Annotated in this window: 25 protein-coding genes; 9 read left to right on the top strand and 16 right to left on the bottom strand. The window is 59.2% G+C overall.

The annotated features are described in order from the left end of the window. Together AEYBE204_RS32900 and AEYBE204_RS32895 are read right to left on the bottom strand one after the other, a co-directional pair. Positions 1-951: an SPFH domain-containing protein gene (locus tag AEYBE204_RS32900; protein WP_023462836.1), complete on the bottom strand. Its 951-nt coding sequence runs from the start codon at positions 949-951 to the stop codon at positions 1-3. Between the two features lie 77 nt (positions 952-1,028). Beyond that, positions 1,029-1,454: an NUDIX hydrolase gene (locus tag AEYBE204_RS32895; RefSeq protein ID WP_035442108.1), complete on the bottom strand. Its 426-nt coding sequence runs from the start codon at positions 1,452-1,454 to the stop codon at positions 1,029-1,031. 69 nt (positions 1,455-1,523) lie between these two features. On the opposite strand from AEYBE204_RS32895, the gene AEYBE204_RS32890 reads away from it, so the two are divergent. Further along, a complete protein-coding gene (locus AEYBE204_RS32890) occupies positions 1,524-2,948 on the top strand; it encodes an FAD-binding oxidoreductase (protein ID WP_023462834.1) in 1,425 nt (474 codons plus the stop codon). Between the two features lie 624 nt (positions 2,949-3,572). Beyond that, positions 3,573-3,953, top strand: coding sequence for a hypothetical protein (locus AEYBE204_RS32885; RefSeq protein ID WP_023462833.1), 381 nt, complete (start codon positions 3,573-3,575; stop codon positions 3,951-3,953). On the opposite strand, the gene AEYBE204_RS32880 is transcribed toward AEYBE204_RS32885, so the two are convergent. Continuing rightward, positions 3,954-4,787 carry a response regulator gene (locus AEYBE204_RS32880; RefSeq protein ID WP_023462832.1) on the bottom strand — a complete coding sequence of 278 codons (834 nt, stop codon included), beginning with the start codon at positions 4,785-4,787 and terminating at the stop codon, positions 3,954-3,956. A gap of 202 nt (positions 4,788-4,989) precedes the next feature. Further along, a complete protein-coding gene (locus AEYBE204_RS32875) occupies positions 4,990-5,775 on the bottom strand; it encodes a response regulator (protein WP_023462831.1) in 786 nt (261 codons plus the stop codon). Positions 5,776-5,944: 169 nt separating this feature from the next. Between AEYBE204_RS32875 and yaaA the strand changes: the two genes are divergently transcribed. Then, positions 5,945-6,706 (top strand): peroxide stress protein YaaA, encoded by a 762-nt coding sequence (gene yaaA / locus AEYBE204_RS32870; protein WP_023462830.1) that lies wholly within the window; start codon positions 5,945-5,947, stop codon positions 6,704-6,706. Between the two features lie 107 nt (positions 6,707-6,813). On the opposite strand, the gene AEYBE204_RS32865 is transcribed toward yaaA, so the two are convergent. Together AEYBE204_RS32865 and AEYBE204_RS32860 are read right to left on the bottom strand one after the other, a co-directional pair. Beyond that, positions 6,814-7,734, bottom strand: coding sequence for an L-threonylcarbamoyladenylate synthase (locus AEYBE204_RS32865; protein ID WP_023462829.1), 921 nt, complete (start codon positions 7,732-7,734; stop codon positions 6,814-6,816). Between the two features lie 261 nt (positions 7,735-7,995). Continuing rightward, positions 7,996-9,279 (bottom strand): YceI family protein, encoded by a 1,284-nt coding sequence (locus AEYBE204_RS32860; protein WP_023462828.1) that lies wholly within the window; start codon positions 9,277-9,279, stop codon positions 7,996-7,998. Positions 9,280-9,494: 215 nt separating this feature from the next. Here AEYBE204_RS32860 and AEYBE204_RS32855 point away from each other — a divergent pair, with 215 nt between their 5' ends. Beyond that, a complete protein-coding gene (locus AEYBE204_RS32855) occupies positions 9,495-11,255 on the top strand; it encodes an acyl-CoA dehydrogenase (RefSeq protein ID WP_023462827.1) in 1,761 nt (586 codons plus the stop codon). Here the strand turns inward: AEYBE204_RS32855 and AEYBE204_RS32850 are convergent, their stop codons facing one another. Then, on the bottom strand, positions 11,256-12,170 hold the full coding sequence (locus AEYBE204_RS32850) for a serine protease (protein WP_023462826.1): 915 nt from the start codon (positions 12,168-12,170) through the stop codon (positions 11,256-11,258). A 155-nt stretch (positions 12,171-12,325) separates the two neighbouring features. Here AEYBE204_RS32850 and AEYBE204_RS32845 point away from each other — a divergent pair, with 155 nt between their 5' ends. Together AEYBE204_RS32845 and AEYBE204_RS32840 are read left to right on the top strand one after the other, a co-directional pair. Then, positions 12,326-14,572, top strand: coding sequence for a S9 family peptidase (locus AEYBE204_RS32845; RefSeq protein WP_023462825.1), 2,247 nt, complete (start codon positions 12,326-12,328; stop codon positions 14,570-14,572). 191 nt (positions 14,573-14,763) lie between these two features. Then, the gene (locus AEYBE204_RS32840; protein WP_023462824.1) at positions 14,764-15,294 is read left to right on the top strand and encodes a GNAT family N-acetyltransferase; all 531 of its coding nucleotides are present in this window, start codon (positions 14,764-14,766) and stop codon (positions 15,292-15,294) included. A gap of 177 nt (positions 15,295-15,471) precedes the next feature. Here the strand turns inward: AEYBE204_RS32840 and AEYBE204_RS32835 are convergent, their stop codons facing one another. The 6 genes from AEYBE204_RS32835 to guaB form a co-directional block, all read right to left on the bottom strand. Beyond that, positions 15,472-16,065 carry a Swt1 family HEPN domain-containing protein gene (locus AEYBE204_RS32835; protein WP_023462822.1) on the bottom strand — a complete coding sequence of 198 codons (594 nt, stop codon included), beginning with the start codon at positions 16,063-16,065 and terminating at the stop codon, positions 15,472-15,474. Beyond that, a complete protein-coding gene (locus AEYBE204_RS40380; RefSeq protein ID WP_155908406.1) occupies positions 16,062-16,781 on the bottom strand; it encodes a DUF5343 domain-containing protein in 720 nt (239 codons plus the stop codon). Before AEYBE204_RS40380 ends, AEYBE204_RS32835 begins: the two co-directional genes overlap by 4 nt. 80 nt (positions 16,782-16,861) lie before the next feature. After that, positions 16,862-18,412: a glutamine-hydrolyzing GMP synthase gene (guaA, locus tag AEYBE204_RS32830; RefSeq protein ID WP_023462821.1), complete on the bottom strand. Its 1,551-nt coding sequence runs from the start codon at positions 18,410-18,412 to the stop codon at positions 16,862-16,864. A gap of 138 nt (positions 18,413-18,550) precedes the next feature. Beyond that, positions 18,551-19,840, bottom strand: coding sequence for an RsmB/NOP family class I SAM-dependent RNA methyltransferase (locus AEYBE204_RS32825; protein WP_023462820.1), 1,290 nt, complete (start codon positions 19,838-19,840; stop codon positions 18,551-18,553). A 9-nt stretch (positions 19,841-19,849) separates the two neighbouring features. Then, on the bottom strand, positions 19,850-20,239 hold the full coding sequence (locus AEYBE204_RS32820; RefSeq protein ID WP_023462819.1) for an MAPEG family protein: 390 nt from the start codon (positions 20,237-20,239) through the stop codon (positions 19,850-19,852). A gap of 15 nt (positions 20,240-20,254) precedes the next feature. Beyond that, positions 20,255-21,712, bottom strand: a complete 1,458-nt coding sequence (gene guaB / locus AEYBE204_RS32815; protein ID WP_023462818.1) for an IMP dehydrogenase — start codon at positions 21,710-21,712, stop codon at positions 20,255-20,257. 207 nt (positions 21,713-21,919) lie between these two features. On the opposite strand from guaB, the gene AEYBE204_RS40375 reads away from it, so the two are divergent. Further along, positions 21,920-22,063, top strand: a complete 144-nt coding sequence (locus AEYBE204_RS40375; protein ID WP_023462817.1) for a hypothetical protein — start codon at positions 21,920-21,922, stop codon at positions 22,061-22,063. 95 nt (positions 22,064-22,158) lie between these two features. Next, positions 22,159-23,238 (top strand): metallophosphoesterase, encoded by a 1,080-nt coding sequence (locus AEYBE204_RS32810; protein ID WP_023462816.1) that lies wholly within the window; start codon positions 22,159-22,161, stop codon positions 23,236-23,238. Positions 23,239-23,244: 6 nt separating this feature from the next. Here AEYBE204_RS32810 and AEYBE204_RS39570 read toward each other — a convergent pair whose 3' ends face one another. Further along, the gene (locus tag AEYBE204_RS39570; protein WP_023462815.1) at positions 23,245-23,727 is read right to left on the bottom strand and encodes a polyhydroxyalkanoate granule-associated phasin; all 483 of its coding nucleotides are present in this window, start codon (positions 23,725-23,727) and stop codon (positions 23,245-23,247) included. Between the two features lie 49 nt (positions 23,728-23,776). Then, positions 23,777-24,112, bottom strand: a complete 336-nt coding sequence (locus AEYBE204_RS32805) for a DUF1523 family protein (protein ID WP_023462814.1) — start codon at positions 24,110-24,112, stop codon at positions 23,777-23,779. A gap of 107 nt (positions 24,113-24,219) precedes the next feature. Here AEYBE204_RS32805 and AEYBE204_RS32800 point away from each other — a divergent pair, with 107 nt between their 5' ends. Next, entirely contained in the window at positions 24,220-24,657 is a 438-nt protein-coding gene (locus AEYBE204_RS32800) for a hypothetical protein (protein ID WP_023462813.1), read from the top strand. 3 nt (positions 24,658-24,660) lie between these two features. Here AEYBE204_RS32800 and AEYBE204_RS32795 read toward each other — a convergent pair whose 3' ends face one another. Next, the gene (locus AEYBE204_RS32795) at positions 24,661-25,374 is read right to left on the bottom strand and encodes an RlmE family RNA methyltransferase (RefSeq protein WP_023462812.1); all 714 of its coding nucleotides are present in this window, start codon (positions 25,372-25,374) and stop codon (positions 24,661-24,663) included. Between the last annotated feature and the right edge of the window lie 117 nt (positions 25,375-25,491).

The raw sequence follows: 25,491 nt of genomic DNA, 5'->3' as shown, positions 1-25,491 counted from the left end.
TCAGCCCTCCTTCTTGCTCCGCGCCACAGGTGCCGCGACGTCGTTGACGCTGACCGACTTGATCAGTTCGGCCACGCCGCCGACGGTGCCGGCCAGCGACGCCAGATCAGCCGGCAGGATAAGGGTCTTGGTATTGTTCGACGAAGCGAACTTGCCGAAGGCCTCGACGTATTTTTGCGCCACGAAGTAGTTGATGGCCTTGGTGTCGCCGGACGCGATGGCATTCGACACCAGTTCCGTCGCCTTGGCTTCGGCTTCGGCAGCGCGTTCGCGCGCTTCGGCATCGCGGAAGGCGGCCTCGCGGCGGCCCTCGGCCTCCAGCATGGTCGCCTGCTTCTGGCCTTCGGCGCGGGCAATCGCCGCCTGACGCTCGCCGTCGGCCTCGATGATCAGGGCGCGGCGTTCGCGTTCGGCCTTCATCTGACGCGCCATGGCGTCGGTGATGTCATGCGGCGGCTTGAGGTCCTTGATCTCGATGCGCGTCACCTTGACGCCCCACGGCGAGGTCGCGTGATCGATGACCGTCAACAGGCGCGTATTGATCGAATCACGCTGCGACAGCACCTCGTCCAGTTCCATCGAACCGACCACAGTGCGCAGATTGGTCATGGCCAGTTGGGTAATAGCGCCGTTGAGATTGTCGACGCGATAGGCGGCTGCCGAAGCGTCAATAACCTGAATGAAGACAATGCCATCGACGCGGACATTAACGTTGTCCTTGGTGATGACGTCCTGCTGCGGGACATCGAACACCTGCTCCATCATGTTGACGCGCTTGCCGACCGACTCGATGAACGGCGTCAGGAACGAAATACCCGGTTTCAGCGTGCGCGTATAACGGCCGAAATTCTCGACCGTGAACTCCCGGCCCTGCGGCACGATCTTGACGATCGACGACACCACCAGAAACAGAAGTACGACGCCGATGACCGTGAATATACCGAAAAACATATCGTTCCCCTCAAGTTTTTAACTGAGAGCAGCTTATCTTAATCCTGACGTTTGGCCACTGAAACCGGACGAAGAATTTATGTATAACGCAATTTGTAAGCCCGGATCAGGACGTCCTTCAGGTCCGGCTCCAGTAAACGCTCCAAAGCCTGCGCATACGGCACGAAGACCGCCTCGTCCGCATCGTCTCCCGCGACAGGTTCGCCTGAGCGCCATTCGGCCAGATAGTCGATCAGTACCAAATGAAAGCCGTCTGGATAGGCTTCGGTGGGCGGTTCGATGATCTCATAGACCCCGATCAGCGGCCCAAGCGCCGCCTCGATCCCCGTCTCCTCGCGCAGTTCGCGTAGGGCCGTCGCTTCCATCGGTTCGAAGCGGTCGACCTTGCCGCCGGGGATCGACCAATGACCCTTGCGCGGTTCGCGTCCGCGGCGGATTAGCAAAACTGCATCGTCGCGCCAGCAAACAACGCCAATGGCAGGGATCGGGCGGTGAGTTTGCACTTGCACTTATGGATTCTCCGGTTAAACCGCGAGTTTATTACACCACGGTTTACCCAACGGATACTGACCATGACCGCTTTCGCCGAATGCCCGCCCGTCGCGCCTGAGATCGTCGCGCAGATCAAGGCTATCGTCGGCGAGGCCGGGTGGTCTGACGACGATATCCGCGTGACGGCCAAGCTGACCGAGTGGCGCGGCAAGTGGAAGGGGCACACGCCCCTCCTCGTCCTGCCGAAAACGACCGAAGAACTGTCTCAGGTGGTCAAGCTTTGCTACGACAACGGCGTCGCCATCACGCCCCAGGGCGGCAATACCGGCCTTGTCGGCGGGCAGATCCCGTTCGGCGAAATCCTCGTCTCGCTGGAACGTATGCGCCAGATCCGCGACGTCGCCCCGACCGACGACACCATGGTGCTTGAGGCCGGGATTACGCTCCTCGAAGCCCAGCAGATCGCCGAAAAGGCCAACCGCCACTTCCCGCTGTCTCTGGCTGCCGAAGGCACGGCGACGGTCGGTGGCGTCATCTCGACCAATGCCGGCGGCACCGCGGTCCTGCGCTACGGCGTGACGCGCGATCTGGTTTCGGGCCTTGAGGTGGTTTTACCGACCGGTGAGATTTTCAACGGCCTCAAGCGCCTGCGCAAGGACAATACCGGCTATGACCTCAAGCAGATGTTCATCGGCGCCGAGGGCACGCTGGGCATCATCACCGCAGCGTCGCTCAAGCTGTTCCCGGTGATGAATTCGCGCAGCGTCGCTATCGTGGCGTTCGAGACGGCGCAGCACGCCATCGATCTTCTGGCCCGCGCCAAACAGGAAACCGGCGGTCAGGTCGAGGCGTTCGAGTTGATGGGGCGCTACGGCCTGTCGTTGGTGCTGAAAAACATCCCTGATACGCGTGAACCGTTGGAGACCGAGTATCCGTGGTACGCCCTGATCGAGGTCGCGTCGGGCGATCCGGACGGCGCGGAAACGTCGATGGAGCGGCTTCTGGGGGCGGCCTTCGAAGAGGAACTGATCCTCGACGCGGCGATTGCGCAAAACGAGACTCAGGCCGAGGCCTTCTGGCGTCTGCGCGAAGAACATTCCGCCGCCGAAAAGGTCGAGGGCGCGGCGTGGAAGCACGACGTGTCGGTGCCGCTGTCGCAGATGGCGGATTACATCCTCAAGGGTACCGAGGCCGTGCTGGCTTTCCTGCCCGGCGCGCGCGTGGTCACCTTCGGCCACGTCGGCGACGGCAATGTCCACTTCAACGTCATCCTGCCCGAAGGCATGGACCCGGCGGCGTTCAACGCCTTACGCGACGAAGGGGCCAAGGTCGTCCACGATCTGGTGCATGAGTACGAGGGTTCGATTTCCGCCGAGCACGGTCTGGGCCGCATGAAGACGCAGGAAGCCTTGCTTTACAAGGACCCGGTGGCGGTGGCGGCCATGCGCGCCATTCGCCTGTCGCTCGATCCGAAGCGCATCATGAACCCGCACGTTTTGTTTTAGGTTTGTGGCGTTTGTGGTGTCGTATGCAAGGTTCTCCACAGATGGCCACAGATGCACACAGATGTTCTTTGCGAGCGGTCAGGTTGGTGCCAAGTGGCCGCATCCGCAAGATTTGAAACCACAGATTACACAGATTTCACAGATTGGACGCGCTTTGCGCGTCATTTGTGAGACACCGTACACATCGTGTTTGAGGCTTATCCTCAAGCCGCAACGAACCTAATCTGTGAAATCTGTGTAATCTGTGGTTTCTCCTTCTTCTTGCCTGCTGTCGTTACCAAAGGTTTTTAGCCCCGGATAGGGCACGGATGCCGCGCAAGCGCGGCGAACACGGATGTCCTTATTGCGGCGTCGGCTGTTTGCGCTAACTCGACATATCCGTGTCAGCCGGGTGCGTAGCACCGGCATCCGTGCCTTATCCGTGGCCAATCCCTTTTCTGGCGCTGCGCGCGCTCACTGCAACCGCTTATCCGCATCAGGTGTCACAGGCACCATCTGTGTGCATCTGTGGCCATCGGTGGAAAACCTTAATCCCCGCCAACCAGCGACGACGTCCCTATCCAGGAATGTAAGTTGCCGTGCATAAATAACGGTGTAATCTACCTTCATTCAGGGAGATATAACATGCACCGTATCCTCATCCTCACTGCCATTACCGCCTGTCTGGCCCTGCCAGCCGCCGCCCAGACGACCAAGCCGAAGCCCAAACCCGTGCCTGCCACCGCGACCATGCCGAAGGGCGATTACGAATGCTGGGCCTACAGTTCGCCGCGGATGCTGCTCAACTTCACCGTCACCGCACCGGGCAAGTACCGCGCCTCGGACGGCAGCATGGGCACGTTCAGCGTCGATCCGAAGACAAAAGCCGTGACCCTGACCGGTTATCTGAAAAACGTCATGCCCGACGGCTTCAAGACGGTCTATCGCGACACCAACAACAAACCGACCCTCAGCTTTATCGGCACCAGCGGCGCCGAAGCGTCATTCTGCGAAAAAGCCCGATAGCTATTTGGCAGGCTGCGGCGTGGCCGCGGCTTCGGCAGCGCGGGCCTGAATCTTGTCACGCGACAGGCGTCCAATCAGACTGAGCAATTCCGGCATGACGAAGGGCTTGGGCAAAAGTTCTTCTGCCCCCGCTTCGCGCGCCGCCGCCAGAACGTGCATGGCCCCGATCTTGTCGTTGATGCCTTCCGACATAGCCGCCAGCCGCACATGCGGGTGGTCTTTGCGTATCTGCGCGATGCCTTCCACCCCGCCGATGCCGGGGATCAGGATCGCCGTCAGGACGATATCGATCATCCCCAGATTATGGTCGAAGAAGACGTCTTCCATATTGTCGGCGACTGACACCTTGTAGCCGACCTGTTGCAGGGTCATGCCGATAAAGGTGCGCAGTTGCACGTCCGGATCGACCACCATCACATGGACCTCGGTCCGGCGTTCGCGGTGATAGCGGTGCGTTTCCGCCAGCATGGTTTTCAGTCGATCGGGATGAATCGGCTTGGCCAGCAGGAAGTCCGCTCCCGCGGCTTTGGCCTGATCGAGGACGGTCGTGCCCTTCTTGCCGCCCCAGACGTGGCCCATCACCGCCAGCGGCGTGTCCTTCATCTGCGATTTGAGGAAATCGATCTGAGCGACCATGTTCTGGTTGTCGGCATAGGCATCGACCAGCAGCAGATGGAATCGATTGTGCTTAAGACTACGGAGCGCCATGTCCTGGGTGAAGCTGAGGACCGAGGTCCACTTCTGCTGCCCTAGCAGACGAGCCACCTGACGCGCCTGTTCGCGGTCGCTGTCGAGGACCAGCACGCTCCCCAGATTGTTGTCGCCCCCGCTCATTGCGGCTCCCTGATACCGTTACGCCGTCCCTGTTAGCCTTACGCCTTCTACTTTTTAGTCCTGATATCGTCTTTGATCCCGACACTCATGGTCAGTTTACGGAAGTGCGATACAGGTTGGATAATATGTCAAAATTGTTTAACGAGTCAAAAACGTACTATACTACCAATGACTTAGGGGAAACAATGACCACCCTGGATGATCAGGCCGCGATATATTGCTCGCTGAGAACGGCTTCAACCAGAAGCGTCAGATCGCCGGCGGTAAACGGCTTCGGCAATTGCGCCGTCGCGCCCATATATTTGGCCGCCGACAGGACCTGATTGAAATCGGCGCCACGTTCGGTGCCCGCCGACATGGCGATGACCGCCACCTGAGGCCAGGTGGCGCGAATGATCTGGATGCCTTCGATGCCGCCCATGCCCGGCATGAAGATATCGGTGACCACCACATCGACGTGGGCGATATCGACGCGATCGAAGGCCTCTTCCATCGAGCGCGCTTCGGAAATGCGGTAGCCCTTTTCGACCAGCGCCCGACAGGCGAGCGTGCGCACGACTCGGCAATCGTCGACCACGAGGATATGTTTGGCCTGCACCGGTGAGCGCCGCATGGCCCACGCCGCATCGAGAATGGTCGAAATATCCTGCGGCGCGAAAGGCTTGGGCACGACGAAATCGGCCTGAGCCTGACGCGCCATGTTGAGGGTCTTGGCCAGGCCGCCGCCGCCCTGACCGCCCGCCGACATGATGGCGATGGGCACGCCCTTCGCCATTTCGCGGATTTCCGGCAGATGCAGAATGGTGTTGCCGCCTTCGACATAGACGTCGAGCAGCAGGAGATCGACCTTGTGCGTGCGCAGGGCGGCATAGGCCGATTTGTAATCGAAACAGATGACGGTGGACCAGTTCAGGCGCTCCAGCATCTTCGAGATCAGCTGGGCCTGAACGCGGCTGTCTTCGAGAACCAGAACGGTACCTAAGGTCATGTGCCTCCCCTGCATGCAAGGTCGAAAGGCTAGGCTTTATAGGTTACGTACAGGTAAATTTATTTAATAAAAAAGACATAAAGACGGCAAACGTTTCATAACGTTTGCAACCATGCGCGGCAAGTATTTGGCGCGTGACGACTCAGGCTTTCGGATTTAGAACGAGGCCATGATCATCCTGCTGTCCCCCGCCAAATCCCTCGACGAAACCCCGTTCACGCCCGCACGAGACGTGACTGAGCCCCGCTTTACGCGCGACACCCAAAGCCTGCTCAAGGTCATGAAAAAGCAGAAGCCCGCCGACCTGAAACGACTGATGGACATTTCGGACAAACTGGCCGAGATGAACCGCGCGCGGTATAAGGGCTTTACCGATCAAGCCGCCCTACCCGCCGCCATGTTGTTTGACGGCGACGTCTATACGGGCTTGCGCGCGCGGGAGCTGGATGCCGAGGGGCTGGTGTTTGCGCAGGACCATGTACGTATTTTGTCGGGTCTCTATGGTCTGCTGCGACCGCTGGATCTGATCCGTCCCTACCGACTGGAAATGGGCACGTCGCTGGAAACGACCAAGGGCGGCACCTTATACGCGTTCTGGGGCGATAAGATCGCGAAGGAAATCAACGCTGACGCAAAGACCGCTGAGACGAAAACGGTGCTCAATCTGGCCAGTCAGGAATATGCCCGCGCGGCCCTGACCAAGGCCCTGAAACCCAAGGTCATCAATGTGAAGTTCCTTGAAATCAAGGACGGAAAGACCTCGATGATTTCCTTCTTCGCCAAGAAGGCGCGCGGCCTGATGGCACGCTATGTGATCGATCACCGGATTACGGAACCCGAAGCCGTCAAAGCCTTTGATTACGAAGGCTATCGCTTCGTGCCTGAGGCGTCGTCGGATGTCGAATGGACGTTCTCGCGGAAGCATCCTTAAGGCTTGGAACCAAAGATTACACAGATTTCACAGATTAAGGGGCGGAAGTGAATCCGCTCCTCCGGCGCGCAGCGCCAATCTGTGAAATCTGTGTAATCTTTGGTTCCCTATCCTACAAAGCCTGCGGCGCGTTTCAGACGGTCGTTGATGGCTTCGCCCAGACCGTCCGTCGGGATCGGCGCGACGCAGATGCGTGTGGGATTCAGCGCATCGGCCTTGCGCAAGTAGGTGAACAGACTGGCCGCCGCTTCGCTTAAGTTCCGCGTCGGGCTCAGGTTCAGCACGGGGCCCCTGAAACCGGTCTCGCCAAAGGCCAGATAGACGCAATCCATCGGTGGATTATCAATATTGATTTCAACCGGTGCGTCCGGCGCATAGTGCAGCGATAACCTTCCCGGCGAGCGGTGACCCTCGCTGGCGTCTTGGGCCAGATCGCCTACCACGGCTTCGATCTGCGCGCGCGTGATCGCTCCCGGTCTGAGGTAACGGACATCGCTGAGAGCGCTGACGACCGTCGATTCCAGACCCACCTGACAATCGCCGCCATCGACCGACGCCGCGACCGACACACCGGTTTCCAACATAGCGTCCTCAAACCGGGTCGGGCTGGGGCGACCCGAGCGATTAGCCGATGGCGCGACCACGCCACCGCCAAACCCTTGCAAAATCGCCAGAGCCATCGGATGCGACGGCACGCGGATCGCCACACTGTCGAGCCCTGCCCGCGCCAGATCGCAGACCTTTGTCGTGTCCTTTATCGGCACGACCAACGTCAGCGGCCCCGGCCAGAAGGCCTGCGCCAAGGTCCGCGCCCGGTCGTCGAACACCCCGATCGCCTCGGCGGCTTCAAACGAGGCCACATGGACGATCAGCGGATTGAATTTCGGACGGCCCTTGGCTTCGAACACCTTGGCGACCGCCGACGGATCGTCAGCCCGCGCGCCCAAGCCATAGACGGTCTCGGTCGGCAGATGGATCAGGTCACCCCGCTCAAGGGCGGCGATGGCATCATTTACGGTGGCGGTCATATGGTATCTCTCCTCCCTGTCGCGCAGCGATGGGGTATAGCGCCAGTGAAAGTATAGCTTTCACAAGCGTTGGGCAGCGAGCGCAGCGAAGCTGACGGAGGGGGATGGCTCAGAACTCGGCCAAGGCCAAAGACCTTTGAAACATAGGCGCTATCCCCCTCCGCCATCATCGCTGCGCTTGATGGTCCCCCTCCCCATCGCTGCACGACAGGGAGGAGAAAAGAGGGAGCGCTGTAGGCAAATTGCGCGATGACGGCAACCCTATTTCGCTTTAGCCGACACCTTGAGATCGAGCGACACGTCTGCCGGAACCGCGTCCGTCGCCGCCCATTCACCCGATCCGACACCGAAATCGAGCCGGTTGAGCTTGGTCGTCGCCGTCATCAAAGCCGTATCACCGGTGATTTTCAGCGTGAACGGTAAGTCGAAGGGCTTGGTCTGACCGTGCAGGGTCAACTTGCCCTTAGCGACATATTTATCCGTGCCGGTTTTGGCGAAACCCGTGCTTTTGAAGGTCGCCTTCGGATGTTGGGCCACGCCGAAGAAATCGCTGCCGGTCAGGCTGTCGTCGCGCATGGAATCACCGCTGTTGACCGAGGCCAGATCGATGACCACCGTCGCCGAAGACTTATCGAGTTGCGCCGAGTCAAAGACGATATCGGCGGTATAGGTGCTGAATCCACCTTTGATGGCCTCGCCGTTAAACGTCGTCGTGAAACGGACATGCGACGCGGCTTTATTCACCACCCATGTGCGCAAGGCTGTGGACTCTTCGCTCACGGCCTGTGAAACACTTGTGGACGCGCTGTCGGTAACCGCCGCCGTCTCCGGGGATAAGTTTGCGGACGCGTCAGTTGAAGTGTCTGTGGATTGTTGAGCTTCGGCTACCACGGGCGCTTCGACCGGTGCATTCCCGCGCATCAGGAAAGTTGCGCCTACAAAGGCCCCGACGACAATCACCGCCGGCAGCAGCCAGCGATAGTTCAGCGCGCTTTTGAGGATCGTCGGCTTCGGCTCCAGCCCCGGCAGCATACGCGTCACCGTATCGTCCTTGTGGATGAAATGGTGCATAAGTGCTGCGCCGACGTGCAGTGGGATCAGGACGTAGAAGATCAGTTTGGCGAATACCCCATGCAGATTATGGAACAGGGCATTAAGATCATGGCTCAACGGCAGGTGCGGGATCGGCACCACACCGAACCACAGGGTCGGTACCGGCACCTTGGCCGTCGACACCAGCGCCCACCCCGTCAGAGGCAAACCGATCATTAGGACATAAAAGCCGATATGGACGGCGCGCGCCGCCGCCATCTGCCATTTCGGCCCTTCGATCTCCGGCGGCGCTTTGTAGGCCAGCCGCAGCCCAATGCGCACCACCGTAAAGGCCAGAATGAGGAACCCCACCGACTTGTGCATCTGATAGCGCGAGAACAGGCCGCCGTCCTTGTCCTCCAGCGTCCAGCCGAGGAAGACCATATAAAAGATCAGGGCGGCCATGGCCCAGTGGAGGTAGCGCGAGGCGCGGTGATAGGTGGTGGGCGTCATGGGTCGACTCACATCTTAGAGGTGCCATAAACTATGATAAGGCGGCGGCGTAAAATCAACGCCAATATGTAACTTTATTTATTACATTTTAGATTTCATCATTACTTTGTCGGGCAAACCCTTATGACGCAAGGTAAGTTCACGGAACTGTGAGTTTCCCTGCCGCCACGTCATGCGTCATCACAAAATCAAAACACGATTCAGGAACCGCTTCGATGACCTTCCGCGCCCCGCTCAAAGACCTCACCTTCAGCCTTTCGGCGGTGACGGGCATAGAGCGGCTGTACCAGAGCCCCGCCTTCCCCGATTTCGACGCCGATATCTTAGATGCTGTCCTCGATGCGGCGGGCGATCTGGCCACCGATATCCTCGCGCCGCTGAACCGCATCGGCGATTCTGAGGGCGCACGACTGGAAAACGGTCAGGTCATCGTCGCCAGTGGTTTCACGGAGGCGGTCGCGGCCTTTGCCGACGGCGGCTGGTCGGGTCTGGGGGCCGATCCGGCGCACGGCGGTCAGGGCCTGCCCAAGGCACTGGAAATGGCCGCCTATGAGATGTTCCACGCCGCCAATATGGCGTTCGCGCTTTATCCGACCCTGTCGCAAGCGGCCATCGAAGCCCTGCATCACCACGGCACCGAGCGGCAAAAAGCGCTGTATCTGCCGAAACTGGTGTCGGGCGAATGGTCGGGCACCATGAACCTGACCGAGCCGCAGGCCGGGTCGGATCTGGCGCTTTTGACGACACAGGCCGTGCCGGACGGCGACGGCTATCGCATTACCGGCCAGAAGATCTTCATCACCTGGGGCGATCATGAAACGCGCGACAATATCCTGCATCTGGTGCTGGCGCGTCTGCCCGACGCTCCCGCAGGGACGCGCGGTATCTCCTTGTTTTTATGTCCGAAATATATGGTCGGTGAAGACGGTGCATTAGGCGTGCGCAACAGCGCCCATGCGGTCGGACTGGAACATAAACTCGGTATCCACGCCTCGCCCACCTGCGTCATGGCGTTCGAGAGCGCTCAGGCCGAACTGATCGGTAAGCCACATCAGGGCCTGATGGCGATGTTCACCATGATGAACGCTGCCCGCCTCGCCGTCGGTGTGCAGGGCGTCGGCATCGCCGAGCGCGCCTATCAACAGGCGCTCAGCTACGCGCTCGACCGCAAACAGGGCAAGTCGATCCTGACCGGTGAGGCGAAAGCGCCGATCTTCGACCACCCCGATGTGCGGTTGATGCTGGCGCTTTCGAAGGCCAAGATCGAGGCGGCGCGCGGGATTTGTCTCCTGACCGCGATTGCATCCGACGAACAGCGCATCGCTGACGACGACGGCAAACTCAAACGCCGCGAGGATTTTCTGGTCCCCATCGCCAAGGCGTGGTCTACCGATGTCGGGGTCGAGGTCGCCTCGGCGGGGGTTCAGGTTCACGGCGGCATGGGCTTTATCGAGGAGACAGGTGCGGCTCAACATTATCGCGATGCTCGTATCGCACCGATTTATGAGGGCACCAACGGCATTCAGGCGGGTGACCTTGTGGGCCGCAAACTGGGCGACGACGGTACAGCGGCGTTCGAGTTGATCCGCGATGTGGAAAGCTTTATTAAAAACAACCATTTTCCGGAAGATTTTTACACGTCGCTGCGCGCCCTTGCGGCGGGTTTAAGCGCATTTGAGGACGCGACTCAATGGTTGATAAAGCAAAAACCGATCGCGCCCGGCGACGTATCAGCGGGCGCCACGGCCTATCTCAAACTGGCCGGCGACGTGATCGGCGGTTACGTTCTGCTGAAAGGCGCGATGGTGGCGCAGACGCGCATCGACTCTGGTGACGGTGACGCGGCGTGGCTGCAAGGCCGGATCAATCTGTGGCAGCTTTACGCGGCGCATGTCCTGCCGCACGCCGACGCCCTGCTGACCAGTATTCGTTCGGGCGTTACCGTTCTGGAAAGCCTGACGCCTGACAGTCTCTGATTACTGCGCCGGGTTATTCGCTTTGGCAAAGCGCCCGGTCACCACCGGCGAACGCTTTTTCTTCTCGGCCGAAGCCTCCTTGGCGGGTGGTTTCGGCGTCGGCTCCGGCGGCTTGACCGGCGCGGGCGGCGGCGTGGTCAGGGTGATCCCGACCTTGACGCCCGTGCCTTGGCCCCGCGTCGCATAGAGTTGCTCGATCGTTTGGCGCACGAAGATGGCGTGGGTCACCAGCGCCAGTTCCAGCCGTTGCCCATCCACCTCGACCTGCTTGGTCAGAATACCGGAAACGAGCGTCACCGACGGCATTTCGGTATCCGGTGCGCGGCTGGCCTTTTCGGTCATGAAGACCGGGCCGCCGGAATTGCCGGGGATCGCCGTCAGGTCGATCAGAAAGGTCGGAAAGCTCGTCGCCGGCCCCAGCGGATAAGACGCCAGCCGCCCGGCGCGCAGGATCGGAAAGCCGATCGTATTGGCCGAATAGCCGTGCGGATAACCGAGCGTCATCATCTCATCGCCCGGCCCGACGTGCATCTGTTCGAAGGTTTTTTCATTGGCCAGCCACTCCAGCGGAATGGCCTTGTCCTTATAGGACGGCGGCACGGTAACCGGGATGACCGCCACGTCCTGTTTCGGATTCTGGGTCCACAAAGGCCCCTTGTCGTTGCGGATGGCGATGCGCGAGGGGCTATATTGCCAGCCGCCATTGGGCGCCTTGACGCGCCAGCCGATGCGCACCTCGTTGGCGGGCATCCGCTCGAAGACGTGGGCGGCAGTGACCAGCACCACTTCGGGCGCGGCGCCTTCGCGCGGTACGGACACGAGGAAACCCGTGCCCACCATGCGCTTCTGGTCGTTTACCGGCTGATCGATCTGCACGGTGGCATCGATCAGGGTCAGGGTCAGGTCTGCGTCCATCGTCATCCTTTACCTGCGAAAGTGGCCCAAACTATGCCCACATAAATGCGTCGCGCATGAAACTTTCTGTGATTGACGATGGAACAAGGATCGTATCAGTGTCAATCATCTTCATCCTTGCGTCACGAACGCAATTTGTCAAAGGTGTCGTCCCTATGAAAAGCCGCCTCAACCGCCGAAATTTCCTGAATTATAGCCTGGGTGCGTCGATTGCGCTCAACATGGGTTTGGCGGCCACACCTTTTTCCGCTTTTGCCAAAGAGACCCTGATGTCGAAGACCCCCGCGCCCGTTCCCGCCAAGATCCCGCACACCACCGAACAACTGGGTTTCAAGCGCGTCGACGACTATTTCTGGATGAAGGACGACAACTGGCAGTCCGTGCTGCGCGACCCCGACGCCATCAAACCGGACGTCAAGGCGCAACTGATCAAGGAAAACGCCTATACGGCCGCCCTGCTCAAACCGACCGAAGACCTGCAAAAAACCATCTTCGAGGAGATCAAGGGCCGCATCAAGGAAGACGACAGCTCCGTTCCCGCGCCCGATGGCGAGTGGGAATATTATATCCGCTACAATGTCGGCGGCCAACACCCGATCAATGCCCGCAAGAAGCGGGCAGCCGGTAAAATAAGCACCGAGACCGTGCCCTTCGCCACCATCCCCGCCGACGAGCAGATCCTGCTCGACGAGGATGCGGCGTCGAAAGGCCACGAATATTATTCCACAGCCACCACGACCCACAGCCCGGACCATAAGCTCTACGCCTGGGCCGAGGACACGCAGGGCTCCGAAGTTTACAAGATTTACGTGAAGGACCTCGCCACCGGCAAGACGCTGGGCACGCCGGTCGAAAGCGCCACGGGCGATTTCATCTTCACGCCGGATTCGCAGCACATCTTCTGGACCTTCCGCGACGACAATGGCCGTCCAAGCAAGCTTTACCGTCGTCCGGCCAAAGGCGGCGACGATGTGCTGGTCTATGAGGAAAAAGACCCCGGCTTCTTCATGGGCGTCGGCCTGACGTCGGATGAGAGCCACGTCCTGATCAGCATCAACGACCACGAAACGACCGAGGCGCGCTTTATCCCCGTCAAGACACCGACGGCAACGCCGGTGGTCATCGAGGCACGCAAGACCGGCGTACAGTACGAGATCGATCGCTGGGACGACAAATTCGTGATCCTGACCAATGCCGACGACGCCATCGACTTCAAGATCATGACCTCGACCGCCGAGGTGCCGTCGCGCGCCACGTGGAAAGAGTGGATCAAGCACCGTCCGGGTATTTACGTCACCGGTTTCGGCCTGTTCAAGGGCCATATGGTGCGCAACGAACGCGAAAACGCCAATTCGCGCATCGTCATCACGCAGAAATCCGATCTCAGCGAGCATCAGATCGACGTCAAGGAAGAGGCCTACGCGCTCGGCCTCGGCGGGTCGCTGGAATACGACACGACCGTGATGCGCTACACCTATACTTCGCCGACAACCCCGGCCCAGACCTACGACTACGACATGACGACCAAGGAACGCGTCCTGCGCAAGACTCAGGTCATCCCGTCGGGTCACAACCCCGCCGACTACGTCGCCAAGCGCCTCTACGCCAAGGCGCCGGACGGTGCCGAGGTGCCGGTGACCGTGCTGATGAAAAAGACCACCAAGCTCGACGGCTCTGCGCCGCTGCTGCTCTACGGATACGGCTCCTATGGCATGTCGATGGACCCGACCTTCTCGGTCTCGACCCTCAGCCTCGTCAATCGCGGCTTCATCTACGCCATCGCTCACATCCGCGGCGGCACGGAAAAGGGCTACAACTGGTTCCTCGACGGGCGCAAGTTCAAGAAGAAGAACACCTTCACCGACTTCATCGCCTCGGCCGAGCATCTGGTGGCGAACGGTTACGGCTCGAAGGGCCGCATCGTGGCGCAGGGCGGGTCCGCCGGCGGCATGCTGATGGGGGCGATCACCAATCTGCGTCCGGACCTGTGGGGCGGCGTCATCGGTCAGGTGCCGTTCGTCGACGTGCTCAACACCATGAGCGACACCTCCCTGCCGCTGACCCCGCCGGAATGGCCGGAATGGGGCAACCCGATCGAAGACAAGGAAGCCTATGAATATATCCTGTCCTATTCGCCGTACGACAACGTCACCAAGAAGGCCTATCCCCCGGTGCTGGCGACGGGCGGCCTGAGTGACCCGCGCGTCACCTACTGGGAGCCGATGAAGTGGGCATCGAAGCTGCGCGAATATACGACCTCGGGTTCGCCGATCCTGCTCAAGATCAATATGGAAGCCGGTCACGGCGGCGCGTCGGGCCGCTTCGACCGCCTGAAGGAAACCGCACTGAACTATGCGTTCGCCATCTGGGCCCTCGACAAGGGCTGGACGAAACCGGCGTAATTCAATCTCCCTCCTCCCTGTCGCGCAGCGATGGGGAGGTGGCATTTGCCAGCTTTGCTGGCAAATGACGGAGGGGGATAACACAAATCTAATCAAGGTCTGAGCTGTTGAAATTTCGAGTCACCCCCCTCCGTCGCGCCTTCGCTTACGCTCAGGCGCGCCACCTCCCCACTGCGTAGGGAGGAGATTTCATGCTTATCCGTATCGCCGAACCGGCTGATTTTCCGGCCATTGCCGACATCTATCGCGACGGCGTGCTGCACGGCACCGGCACCTTCGACGAGGTGCCGCCCTCCGCCGAAGCCCTGCACACGCGCTGGGGCGAGATCACGGCGATGAACCTGCCCTATCTGGTGGCCGTTGACGGCGATGACATCATCGGCTTTGCCTATGCCTCGCCGTTCCGTCAGCGCGTCGCCTATCGCTACGGCGTCGAGGACAGCATCTATGTTCACCCCGACCACAAGGGCAAGGGTGTGGGGTCCGCCCTGCTCTCGGCCCTGATCGCGGCCTGCACCGATGGCGGGTTTTATGCCATGTACGCCGTCATCGGCGACTCGGCCAATACCGGCTCGATCCGTCTGCACGAGACACAGGGCTTCAAACATACGGGCAAGCTGCCGAACGCGGGCTACAAGTTCGGCCGCTGGATCGATGTCGTCTTCATGACCCGGGCATTACGCCCGATGACCAGCCCTGCCGAAGGCGACGGCTGGGCCTGATCCTACCGGCCGAACAGTTTCAGCAGATAGGACGGTGCCTGATTGGCGATGGCCAGCGACTGAATGGCCAATTGCCGCTTGACCTGCAAGGCCTGAAAGACATCTGCTTTATTCACCAGTTACCCACCCCAAATAAAGATAATATATCAATTAACATAAATATTAGCTTAAACAAAACTATTCCATTAACTTGTACCAGTCACGAATCGCTAATTTAAGACGGATAGCTTCTTCTTCGGGAAGGAAGTTACAATGTGCAATCGGCCCTCGCACTAAATTTAACCTGTTAATCACTCGAAGAACTCTGTTGCGAGTAGCGTTAGAAAACATTCCTGAAAATACGTCCCAATTCTCCCTAACGATTTCTCCAAGTTCTCCAAACGTTGTGTAGTCGATAAGCCTGTCTGACCTTGGCGGAAGCCCTTCCGAAGCTTCCCTGTCGTAATTTTTTTGCGCGTTATCCCGAACCACTTGTGGGACAGATTCCTCCCACCATTTCTGCCCGACACTCTCCATCATCGTAGCCTCAATAAGATCACGCATATCGTTTTCAAGCGCATAAAAAAGTTTGTAAAACTCGCTCATGCGTTCTGCATCCGCCAAGGTTTCAAAGTCAACCTGACGCAAGTACTCTGTTACCAATGAGTCGGCCTGCGCTTCTAGCGCACCTCTATTACTACCGATTCTCTGGGCCGAAAAAACGGAACGAAGGCTTTGTGTTATTGCCGCATTTTTCAGGACAAATAACTCTATCTCACGCTCCCTACTCATCTAAGTAAATTATCCCTCAAGCTTTTAAATATAGCATTAAATACAGAAATATTTTCAGTCTCAGGCAATATAATATTTATTTGATATGAAAGACCAACCTCTACAGAATTTGTAGATCGAATTGATACAGCCTTCTCTTCATCACTTGCCGTATCAGCATCCAATTTTCCTAATTCACCACTGGAGCTTATTTCTCCATTTATAAAGCCGCGAACAGCATCAAAAGATCCATACATTAATCGAACAATAGGATCAGTTTTCTTCAAACCTGTAATTTCTACAATAACATCCTTAACTGCATTCTCATCAGCTTTGTATATATATTCATTACGTCGAAACAATTCAGAAAACGCATTTTTCAATCCGTCATATGCAGCTTGCGAACGACCTCCATCGGTTTTAAATTTAGAATACAAAATAGTTGGGGCACCATCGGAGCCAATAAATTGCATCTTTTTAAATATAGGGGGGACCGCTCTAGCAGCGCCTCCAGTAAGCTTTAGTATAGTCTCCATATAATTTGCACTAAATTTATCCGGACGCTCTGCCGGGATGATTAATTCTAGCGCCTTCTTCAAAACTCCCGGGGCCATAACATACGGTATGCCACCTTTAATTTCTCTTTTCTCAGCTTTCTCTTTTACAGATTGCGCCCCTCCAGCTCCAGCAGCATTCTCATCAGCAGAACCTGCATTACTTTTATCCATTTTGACCATTGGTACACCTCCCTCAATAAAACTTATGGTTTAAATTTAGGGCGGGCAAGAAAATATTACAAAAAAACAGGAAGCATTACCTATTCCCACTCGATCGTGCCGGGGGGTTTCGAGGTCACGTCATAGACGACGCGGTTGACGCCGCGAACCTCGTTGACGATGCGCGTGGCACAGCGGCCCAGCACGGCCCACGGGAACTCATAGAAGTCCGCCGTCATGCCGTCCGACGAGGTCACGGCGCGAAGCGCCAGCACGTCCTCATAGGTCCGCGCATCGCCCATCACGCCGACGGTCTTGACCGGCAGCAGCACGGCGAAGGCCTGCCAGATTTCATTATACAGCCCCGCCTTGCGGATCTCATCGAGATAGATGGCGTCGGCGTCCTGCAAGGTTTTCACCTTCTCCGCCGTCACCTCACCCGGGATGCGGATGGCCAGACCCGGGCCGGGGAACGGGTGGCGGCCGACGAAGGCTTCGGACAGCCCCAGTTCGCGACCCAGCGCCCGGACCTCGTCCTTGAACAGTTCGCGCAGGGGCTCGACCAGTTTCAGCTTCATATAGTCGGGCAGACCGCCGACATTGTGGTGCGACTTGATGACGGTCGACGGCCCGCCGTGCGGCGAGACGCTTTCGACCACGTCGGGATAGAGCGTGCCCTGGGCCAGGAACTCCGCGCCGTCGATTTTCGCGGCTTCTTCGTCGAAGACCTCGATAAACAGGCGCCCGATGGTCTTGCGCTTCTTTTCCGGGTCGAATTCGCCCTTCAGTTCGCCGAGGAACTTGTCCTGCGCCTGCACGTGGATCAGCGGGATATTGTAGTGGTCGCGGAACAGCGACACGACCTGCTCGCCCTCGTTCTTGCGCAGAAGACCAGTGTCGACGAACACGCAGGTCAGTTGCTCGCCTATGGCTTCGTGAATCAGCACGGCGGCGACCGAGGAATCGACCCCGCCCGACAGGCCGCAGATGACCTTACCCGTACCCACCTGAGCGCGGATTTTCTCGATCATTTCCTGACGGAAGGCCGCCATGGTCCAGTCGCCCTTGAGGCCGGCGACCTCGAACAGGAAGTTCTTCAGCATCTGGGTGCCACGCACCGTGTGGACGACTTCCGGGTGGAACTGCACGGCGTAGAAGCGCTTGTCTTCATTGGCGATAGCCGCGAACGGCGCGCCTTCGGACACGGCGATGACCTTGAAGCCGTCGGGGATAGCCGTGACGCGATCGCCGTGGCTCATCCAGACGATTTCCTTGTCGCCGATGTGACCCAGACCGCGGAACAGCGGCGTGTCGGCGGTGATCTCGATTTCGGCGCGACCGAATTCGCGATGGTGACCGCTTTCGACCTTGCCACCGAGCAGGTCGCACATCAGTTGCTCGCCGTAGCAGATGCCGAAGACCGGCAGGCCGCTCTCGAACAGAGCCTTGTCGACGGTCGGACCGGCATCGACGACGCTGTGCGGCGAACCCGACAGGATGACGGCGTTGGGCTGAACGCTTTTCAGCGCTTCGTCGGCCTTGGTGAAGGGGTGGATTTCGCAATAGACGCCGCATTCGCGCACGCGGCGGGCGATCAACTGGGTCACTTGCGAACCGAAATCGATGATCAGGACTTTTTCGTGGTGCGACATGTGTCGGTCTTTCTATGGGTTTTGGAACCACAGATTACACAGATTACACAGATTAAGAGTCAGGCGAGTTGTTTCCACCTTAACGGCGCGAAGCGCCAAATCTGTGCAATCTGTGTAATCTGTGGTTACCGACCTTTCTTACGGCTCGCGCCGGTATAACGAAACGAAGAACCCGTCCGTGTGGCTGGTTCCGGGGCTCAGGCGCAGGCGGTGGCCCTGCGCAATGGATTTGAGGGTTTCCGCCCCCTCGGGCGTAATCGATGGCGTATTGACGACTTCGGCAACGGCGCGTGGCGTGAACCACGGGTGGTCGGCTTCGAAGCGGTCGGCGGTCAGTTCGTTCTCGTCCGGCAGAATCGAGCAGGTCGCATAGGCCAGCAGACCGCCCGGCTTCACCAGACGCGAGGCGCGGTGCAGGATCGCCGTTTGCAGCTCATGCAGACGCGCGACCTCGGTTTCTTCCAGCTTATGCGCGGTTTCCGGACGACGACGCCAGACACCCGACCCCGAACAGGGCGCATCGACCAGCACCAGATCGGCCTGACCTTCGAGGTCTTCCATCCCCTCGCCGTCCGGCCCGAGCTGACGCAGGTCCGCTTCCAGACCGGCGCGGGTCAAACGCGGCTTGATATTGTTGAGGCGCGTCTTTTCAACGTCGGACGCGATCAGACGCCCCTCGCCGTTCATCGCTTGCAGCAGGGCCAGCGTCTTGCCGCCGCCCCCGGCGCAGTAATCGACCACGGTCATGCCGGGCTTGGCACCCGCGAGGAACCCGGCCAGTTGCGAGCCTTCGTCCTGAATCTCGATCGTGCCCTGACGAAACGCTGGCAAGGCGCGGACATTGGGCGGCGGATCGGCAGGCAGACGCACGCCAAATGCCGAAAACGGCGTCGGCTGCGGCTTGTAGCCCAGCATCTCAAGCCCGGCGATCAGCGGCGCACGGTCGCCATTGACGCGCAAGTCGATCGGCGCGCGCGGCAGCATCAGGGCCTCGGCCTCTTTCAGCCAGTCGTCGCCATAGACGCTTTTCAATCGCTCGACGACGAATTCCGGCAGGCCGGATTCCAGCCATTCCGGGGCTTCGCCGTCCCTCGCCTCAAGTCGATTGCGTTCCGCAACCGACAGCTTCGGCGGTGCGTAACCTTCGCCCGTATAGAGGGCGTCGATATCGGCAATGGTCACGCCGTCGAGGAAATGCAGCGCCCCCAGCACCAGCGACCGGCCCGCGTCGGAGTCCATGACAAAGGACAGACGTTCGCGCGCGCGGATGCACTGATAGACCTTGTCGGCGATGGCGCGGCGGTCCTTCGACCCGGCGTAGCGGTGATTGCGGCCCCAGTCCTTGAGCACCTCTTCGGCCGGACGGCGCGATTTCTTGAGGAGATCGAGGATCTCGGCAGCGGACTGAAGGCGGGCAGCAGGGGTCAATATGTAACCTTAAAAGAATAACGACCAGACGCACATGGCCATACCGATCAGCGACACGACATAAAACGCGCTGCGCAGCTTGGAGCCCAGAGCATAGGCCGGGAAATAGGCGATGCGGGCGAACAGATAGACGTGGACACCCCATTTCGAGATATCGTCCGCACGGCCTGAAAAGACCAGTGCCAGAACGATCACCGCGAAGATCGGAAACGTCTCAAGGAAGTTCTTATAGGCCCGGTTCATCCGGCCGAACACCGGCCCGAAATCGAACTCGGTATCGCGCGGGCTGGCGTTCCATTGGAAATAGCCCGGACGGGCGGCGGGGGCGACGGCGGCGATCAGGATTTGTATGAGGCCCCAAAGCGCCGCAAACACCAGTACCTGCAATTCGACCGTCATCGCACCCGCTCCCTTTTATTGGCGATAGTTCGGGGCTTCGCGCGTGATCATCACGTCGTGGACATGGCTTTCGCGCAGGCCCGCATTGGTGATGCGCACGAACTTCGCCCGCTTCTGGAACTCTTCGATGGTCGGCGCGCCGACATAGCCCATCGAGGCGCGAAGCCCGCCGACGAGCTGATGGACGACCGGCGCGATGGGGCCCTTGTACGGCACCTGACCCTCGATGCCTTCCGGCACCAGCTTCATCGAATCCTGGACGTCCTTCTGGAAGTAGCGGTCGGCCGAGCCGCGCGCCATGGCACCGACGGAGCCCATGCCGCGGTAGGATTTGTACGAACGGCCCTGATAGAGAATGACCTCGCCCGGCGCTTCTTCGGTGCCCGCGAACATCGAGCCCAGCATGGCGGTCGAGGCTCCGGCGGCGATCGCCTTGGCCAGATCGCCCGACAGCTTGATACCGCCGTCAGCGATGATCGGCACACCGGTGCCCAGCGCCGCGCGGACGCAGTCGGCGACGGCAGTGAGTTGCGGCACGCCGACCCCGGCGACCATGCGCGTGGTGCAGATCGAGCCCGGCCCGATGCCGACCTTAACCGCATCGGCCCCAGCGTCGATCAGCGACCGCGTGGCGTCGTAGGTCGCGACGTTGCCGGCGACGATCTGGACGTGGTTATAGGCTTTCTTCAGACGCTCGACGGCCTGGCCCACCAGCGACGAGTGGCCGTGGGCGGTGTCGATGACCACCACGTCAACGCCCGCGTCGATCAGGAACTCAGACCGCTCGAACCCGGCATCGCCGACGGTAGACGCCGCGCCGACCAGCAGGCGGCCCTTTTCATCCTTCGCGGCCAGCGGATAGGCCTGCGCCTTTTCCATGTCCTTGACGGTGATCAGACCGACCGCGCGATAGGCCTCGTCGACGACGATAATGCGCTCGATACGGTGCTTCGCCATCAGGTCGCGGGCGCGGTTCTGATCGACGCCGTCGGTGACGGTGATCAAACCCTGCGTCGTCATCAGCTCGGCGGCGGTCTTGGAGCCTTCGCCTTCGAAGCGGATGTCGCGGTTGGTCAGGATGCCGACCAGCTTATTGGTTTCGCGCTCGACGACCGGAAAACCGGAGATATGACGCTGGGCGATGATGGCGCGCACCTGATTCAGCGTCGTGTCCGGGTGGATGGTGACCGGATTGATCACCATGCCCGACTCGTAACGCTTCACTTCGCGGATCTCGTCGGCCTGACGCTCGTTGCTCAGATTGCGGTGGATGATCCCCAGACCCCCGGCCTGCGCCATGGCCACCGCCAGACGTGCCTCGGTCACCGTATCCATTGCGGACGAAACCAGCGGGATGTTCAGATGAATAGAGCGGGTGAATTTGGTTTTCGTGTCGACCTGAGTGGGCACGACCTCAGAGGGGCCGGGCTCCAGCAAAACGTCGTCGAAGGTTAAGCCTTCGCGTATCTCCATAAGGGACTCTCCATTTTGCGGGTTGTTCCTATGGGAATTGGTGCGCCGCGTAAAGAGGTGCAACCGGCTTTTCGGGAAATTATTGTTTCAGACCGTGGATGGATTTCACAGCGCGCAACCTTATTTTAACCGTCTTTGTTGGCCAGACCTTAAGGCGTCAGGTTTAGAGTAAACCCGACACCCCTCTTCGAGTAGCGAGTACCGATCATGACCCAGTTGAAAATCCGCGCGGAATATTCCATCGCCTGCGCCCTGATCGAGATGTCCTACAGCCTGACCGCGCTGTTCCGTCAGGCGCGCTTCCGCGCCATGATGAACGCGCACCGCCTGAAGCTGAAGCTGGTCGGCTGAATTCTGCCGCGATCATAACCGGCGATCGTGTCCCACCATATTGAAACTGTCGCAATTGCGGCCTAAGCCTCTGGAACGACTCTGGAGGTAAAGCGATGACGCGTCTGTTGGCAGCCCCTGTTCTGTTCGTCGCCCTTGTTCTGACTTTGGGGGTAAGCGGCTGCGCCGTCCTGCCGAAACCGCAACCGGCTCATGTCGATTTCGTTGTCATCAACGACACGCCCTACGACGATACCGATCGCGCCATGCTAACCAAGGCCATTCCGGCGGTCAAAGATCGCAACCCGCCCTTTATTTTGCACGTCGGTGACATTCAGGCGGGCAGCGAGGTCTGCGGCGCGCCTGACGACGCCTTCGCCAAGCTGATGGCCGATCTCAAGCCTATCCCGGTCTTTTACACACCCGGCGACAACGAATGGACCGACTGCGACCGCAAGGACGACCCGGCGACGGGCCGGAAATTTTCCGAGTTGGCGCGACTGGACATCCTGCGCAAGCGCTTCTTTGCCGCTCCGGCGGTGACGGACACCAAGTGGCATTATGTTCAGCAGCCCGGTATGCCGGAAAACGCCCGCTTCGACCATGGCCGCTTCGTTGTCGTCACCCTGAACCTGACGGCGACCAATAATGCGCGGGATTCGGTCATGGGCGACGATCTGAGCGCCGCCGCGAAGGCCGCCGATGAACGCGATACCCGCAATATCGAGTGGCTGAAAGCTGCCTTTGCTTATGCGCATAAACGTGGCGCGGCAGCCGTGATCGTGGCCACTCAGGCCGATATGCTGACCGAAATGAAGCCCGACGCTTTGTTCGTCCCCTGCACGGACGCCGCCGCCGACAATAAGCGCCTTTGCGACGGCTTTTTGTCCGTGCGCACGGTTCTGATCGCCGAAAGCCGTACCTTCGGCAAGCCGGTCTTCCTGATCCACGGCGACACCGCGCCCTTCACCCTGACGCAGGGCGACCTGCCGGGCGGGAGTGCGGCTGACAAGGCCGCCAATCTGTGGCGTCTGAATACGGCGGGTGATGCCGGTACAGACAAGGACAAAAGCTGGGGTGTGCGCGATGTGACCGCCGTCTCGATCGACCTCGGCAAGGCACAGCCGATCTCGGCGCGCGGCGTTCTGACCGGCGAAATTCCGGGCCGCGAGACGCCGGGACCGGAACTGGACTAAACCTGATTACTTACCCCGTTTGCCTAGGCGCTTGGCATTGGCCACCGCGCGGCTGTGCATCGGCTTCATGCCGTGGTCGGTCATGGTCGCCGCCTGAGACGACATATCCGCCGCCTGCATCACCCCCTTGGTGAGGCTGTCGGCCAGCTTGGCCTGACGCGTCATCATTTGCGCGGGTGTGGTCGATGACGCCAGCGACGTCATATCGTTGCCAATGGTCATCATGTTTTTAAGCGCCTGCGCGCCGATCTGATGATTGAGGGTCAGCCAGTAGGCCCCCATCGCCATCATCGATTCGGTCCCCGCCTCCATCTTTTCCTGCCCCATCAGGGTGAATTCCTTCTGATCCTCGGCGCTGGGGATCAGGTCGGCATTGGCCATGCGCGTCATGCGGTGGGTAATCACTTCCGCCGAGGCGGTCATCATTTCCGAACTTTTGAGGGCCAGCGCGGTCCAGGCGAAAAACGGATTCAGCGGCAGTTTGGTCATTAGGTTCCTTGGGGTACGCGCACGACAAGCGATAGTATCGCCGAAAAACCTATGCAATCGTTTCGGCCTTGGTGATGTTCTTGTACATCGAAAGCACCGGAACGCGAAACCCGTAATAATTTATCCGGTAACGTCCCGGCCGGTTCAGCTTGCCCTGAAGGTCCGAGGAATCAAACTTCAGATAGTGCAGACTATCGGTATTTTTGTACGTCCCCGTGGTCGTGAAGACCAGATACTGGTCCTTGCCGCCCTGACGCTTGGTCGTGGTGCCGGTGACCTCGACCACCGCCGATCCCTGCGACCAGTAGGGAATGGTTGCCCACGCGACCACGCCAAAGGCTATGACACCCAGAATGGTGAAGGTTACGGTTTTAAACTTGCTCATGATGTGCCCCTTTCGAGCGCGCATTTCGGGCGCACAAAACTAAAAAGGCGATGTGGATTGGGTCGTGAATAAAAATACGCTATTATGATCTTAAATAGGTTGGAACAATGGAAAAACTCGTCAGCCGGTTAGCCATTACGCTTATCGCGATTACCGCTATCACGGCGGTAAGTTTTTTTGCTGGTTTTATGTCCATTATCTTTTTCGCGCAAAACGGGATCTATTACCGGCACGACTTTACGAACACTCTTTTTTTGAGTCCGTTTATGGGTCTCTATGGCACATTTTTGGCCTTGTGCTTCGGGTTTCCCCTTGCGCTTGTGTGCAAAAAACTGCGGATTTTAAACCGCCTGACGCTTTCCATTATTGGCGGTATGCTTGGATTAGCCTTAGGGCTAATTTTTGCGAACGGTAACGCAGAGCTTTTCGAGATTGGGATGGCCGTCCTGTTCACCGCCGCCGGTATTCTCAGTGGCGTCATTGCCGAATCCGTATGGCGGCGAAGCGAGAAAATTAATCTGAAAAACGTTTCTGTGCTTCGCTAGGTCTTACCCCTTGAACCCTTGCGCCACGATATAGATTTCCGATGAATCGGCACGGCTCGACTTGGGCTTGAAGTGCTTCACGTCGCTAAACGCCAGCTTCAGCTTGAGCAGCAGATGCTCGGTCTCGCCGCCCTGAAAGGCCTTGGCGATAAAGGTGCCGCCGGGCTTTAGATTGTCGCAGGCAAAGTCACCCGCCAGCTCCAGCAGCCCCATGATCTTGAGGTGGTCGGTCTGACGGTGGCCGACCGTATTGTGCGCCAGATCGGACAGGACGACGTCGGGCTTGCCACCCATCATCTCCATCAGACGCGGCCCAACCTCAGGATCGGTGAAATCGGCCTCGATCATCTCGGCGCCGGGGATCGGATCGACCGGCAGCAGGTCGACGCCCACCACGTGCGCGGCACCGCGGCTCTTGGCCATCTGCACCCAGCCACCGGGTGCGCAGCCGAGGTCGATCACGCGCACACCACGCTTCAGAATATGAAAGCGGTCGTCGATCTCTTCCAGTTTGAAGGCCGCGCGCGAGCGCCAGCCCTCGGCCTTGGCGCGCTGCACGAAGGGGTCGTTCAGTTGCCGCTCAAGCCACTTGGCCGAGGACTGCGTACGCTGCTTGGCTGTCTTGACCGCCGTGTGGCCCTTGGCGCGCCCCGACAGGTTGCCGCCCGTCGGCGGCTTGACCATCTTGCGGCGCGGTTCTTCTGGTTCGTTACTCATGAGGCGCTCTATAACCGCTTTTGTCGGCAAGAGCGATATGCGAAAAAGTGTACAGCGGTTTTTCGCAAAAATATCGCGACAAAACAGAAATTTAGCGAAAATCATTTTGCCTTTACG

It is taken from the genome of Asticcacaulis sp. YBE204 (assembly GCF_000495855.1).
Lineage (GTDB): Bacteria > Pseudomonadota > Alphaproteobacteria > Caulobacterales > Caulobacteraceae > Asticcacaulis.
This window is presented reverse-complemented; position numbering and strand designations above follow the sequence as displayed.

Excerpts from the sequence above, each read along its gene's own strand:
- AEYBE204_RS32900 (WP_023462836.1), bottom strand. The coding sequence starts at position 951 with ATGTTTTTCGGTATATTCACGGTCATCGGCGTCGTACTTCTGTTTCTG.
- AEYBE204_RS32890 (WP_023462834.1), top strand. The coding sequence starts at position 1,524 with ATGACCGCTTTCGCCGAATGCCCGCCCGTCGCGCCTGAGATCGTCGCG.
- AEYBE204_RS32885 (WP_023462833.1), top strand. The coding sequence starts at position 3,573 with ATGCACCGTATCCTCATCCTCACTGCCATTACCGCCTGTCTGGCCCTG.
- AEYBE204_RS32880 (WP_023462832.1), bottom strand. The coding sequence starts at position 4,787 with ATGAGCGGGGGCGACAACAATCTGGGGAGCGTGCTGGTCCTCGACAGC.
- AEYBE204_RS32875 (WP_023462831.1), bottom strand. The coding sequence starts at position 5,775 with ATGACCTTAGGTACCGTTCTGGTTCTCGAAGACAGCCGCGTTCAGGCC.
- yaaA (WP_023462830.1), top strand. The coding sequence starts at position 5,945 with ATGATCATCCTGCTGTCCCCCGCCAAATCCCTCGACGAAACCCCGTTC.
- AEYBE204_RS32865 (WP_023462829.1), bottom strand. The coding sequence starts at position 7,734 with ATGACCGCCACCGTAAATGATGCCATCGCCGCCCTTGAGCGGGGTGAC.
- AEYBE204_RS32860 (WP_023462828.1), bottom strand. The coding sequence starts at position 9,279 with ATGACGCCCACCACCTATCACCGCGCCTCGCGCTACCTCCACTGGGCC.
- AEYBE204_RS32855 (WP_023462827.1), top strand. The coding sequence starts at position 9,495 with ATGACCTTCCGCGCCCCGCTCAAAGACCTCACCTTCAGCCTTTCGGCG.
- AEYBE204_RS32850 (WP_023462826.1), bottom strand. The coding sequence starts at position 12,170 with ATGGACGCAGACCTGACCCTGACCCTGATCGATGCCACCGTGCAGATC.
- AEYBE204_RS32845 (WP_023462825.1), top strand. The coding sequence starts at position 12,326 with ATGAAAAGCCGCCTCAACCGCCGAAATTTCCTGAATTATAGCCTGGGT.
- AEYBE204_RS32840 (WP_023462824.1), top strand. The coding sequence starts at position 14,764 with ATGCTTATCCGTATCGCCGAACCGGCTGATTTTCCGGCCATTGCCGAC.
- AEYBE204_RS32835 (WP_023462822.1), bottom strand. The coding sequence starts at position 16,065 with ATGAGTAGGGAGCGTGAGATAGAGTTATTTGTCCTGAAAAATGCGGCA.
- AEYBE204_RS40380 (WP_155908406.1), bottom strand. The coding sequence starts at position 16,781 with ATGGTCAAAATGGATAAAAGTAATGCAGGTTCTGCTGATGAGAATGCT.
- guaA (WP_023462821.1), bottom strand. The coding sequence starts at position 18,412 with ATGTCGCACCACGAAAAAGTCCTGATCATCGATTTCGGTTCGCAAGTG.
- AEYBE204_RS32820 (WP_023462819.1), bottom strand. The coding sequence starts at position 20,239 with ATGACGGTCGAATTGCAGGTACTGGTGTTTGCGGCGCTTTGGGGCCTC.
- guaB (WP_023462818.1), bottom strand. The coding sequence starts at position 21,712 with ATGGAGATACGCGAAGGCTTAACCTTCGACGACGTTTTGCTGGAGCCC.
- AEYBE204_RS40375 (WP_023462817.1), top strand. The coding sequence starts at position 21,920 with ATGACCCAGTTGAAAATCCGCGCGGAATATTCCATCGCCTGCGCCCTG.
- AEYBE204_RS32810 (WP_023462816.1), top strand. The coding sequence starts at position 22,159 with ATGACGCGTCTGTTGGCAGCCCCTGTTCTGTTCGTCGCCCTTGTTCTG.
- AEYBE204_RS39570 (WP_023462815.1), bottom strand. The coding sequence starts at position 23,727 with ATGACCAAACTGCCGCTGAATCCGTTTTTCGCCTGGACCGCGCTGGCC.
- AEYBE204_RS32805 (WP_023462814.1), bottom strand. The coding sequence starts at position 24,112 with ATGAGCAAGTTTAAAACCGTAACCTTCACCATTCTGGGTGTCATAGCC.
- AEYBE204_RS32800 (WP_023462813.1), top strand. The coding sequence starts at position 24,220 with ATGGAAAAACTCGTCAGCCGGTTAGCCATTACGCTTATCGCGATTACC.
- AEYBE204_RS32795 (WP_023462812.1), bottom strand. The coding sequence starts at position 25,374 with ATGAGTAACGAACCAGAAGAACCGCGCCGCAAGATGGTCAAGCCGCCG.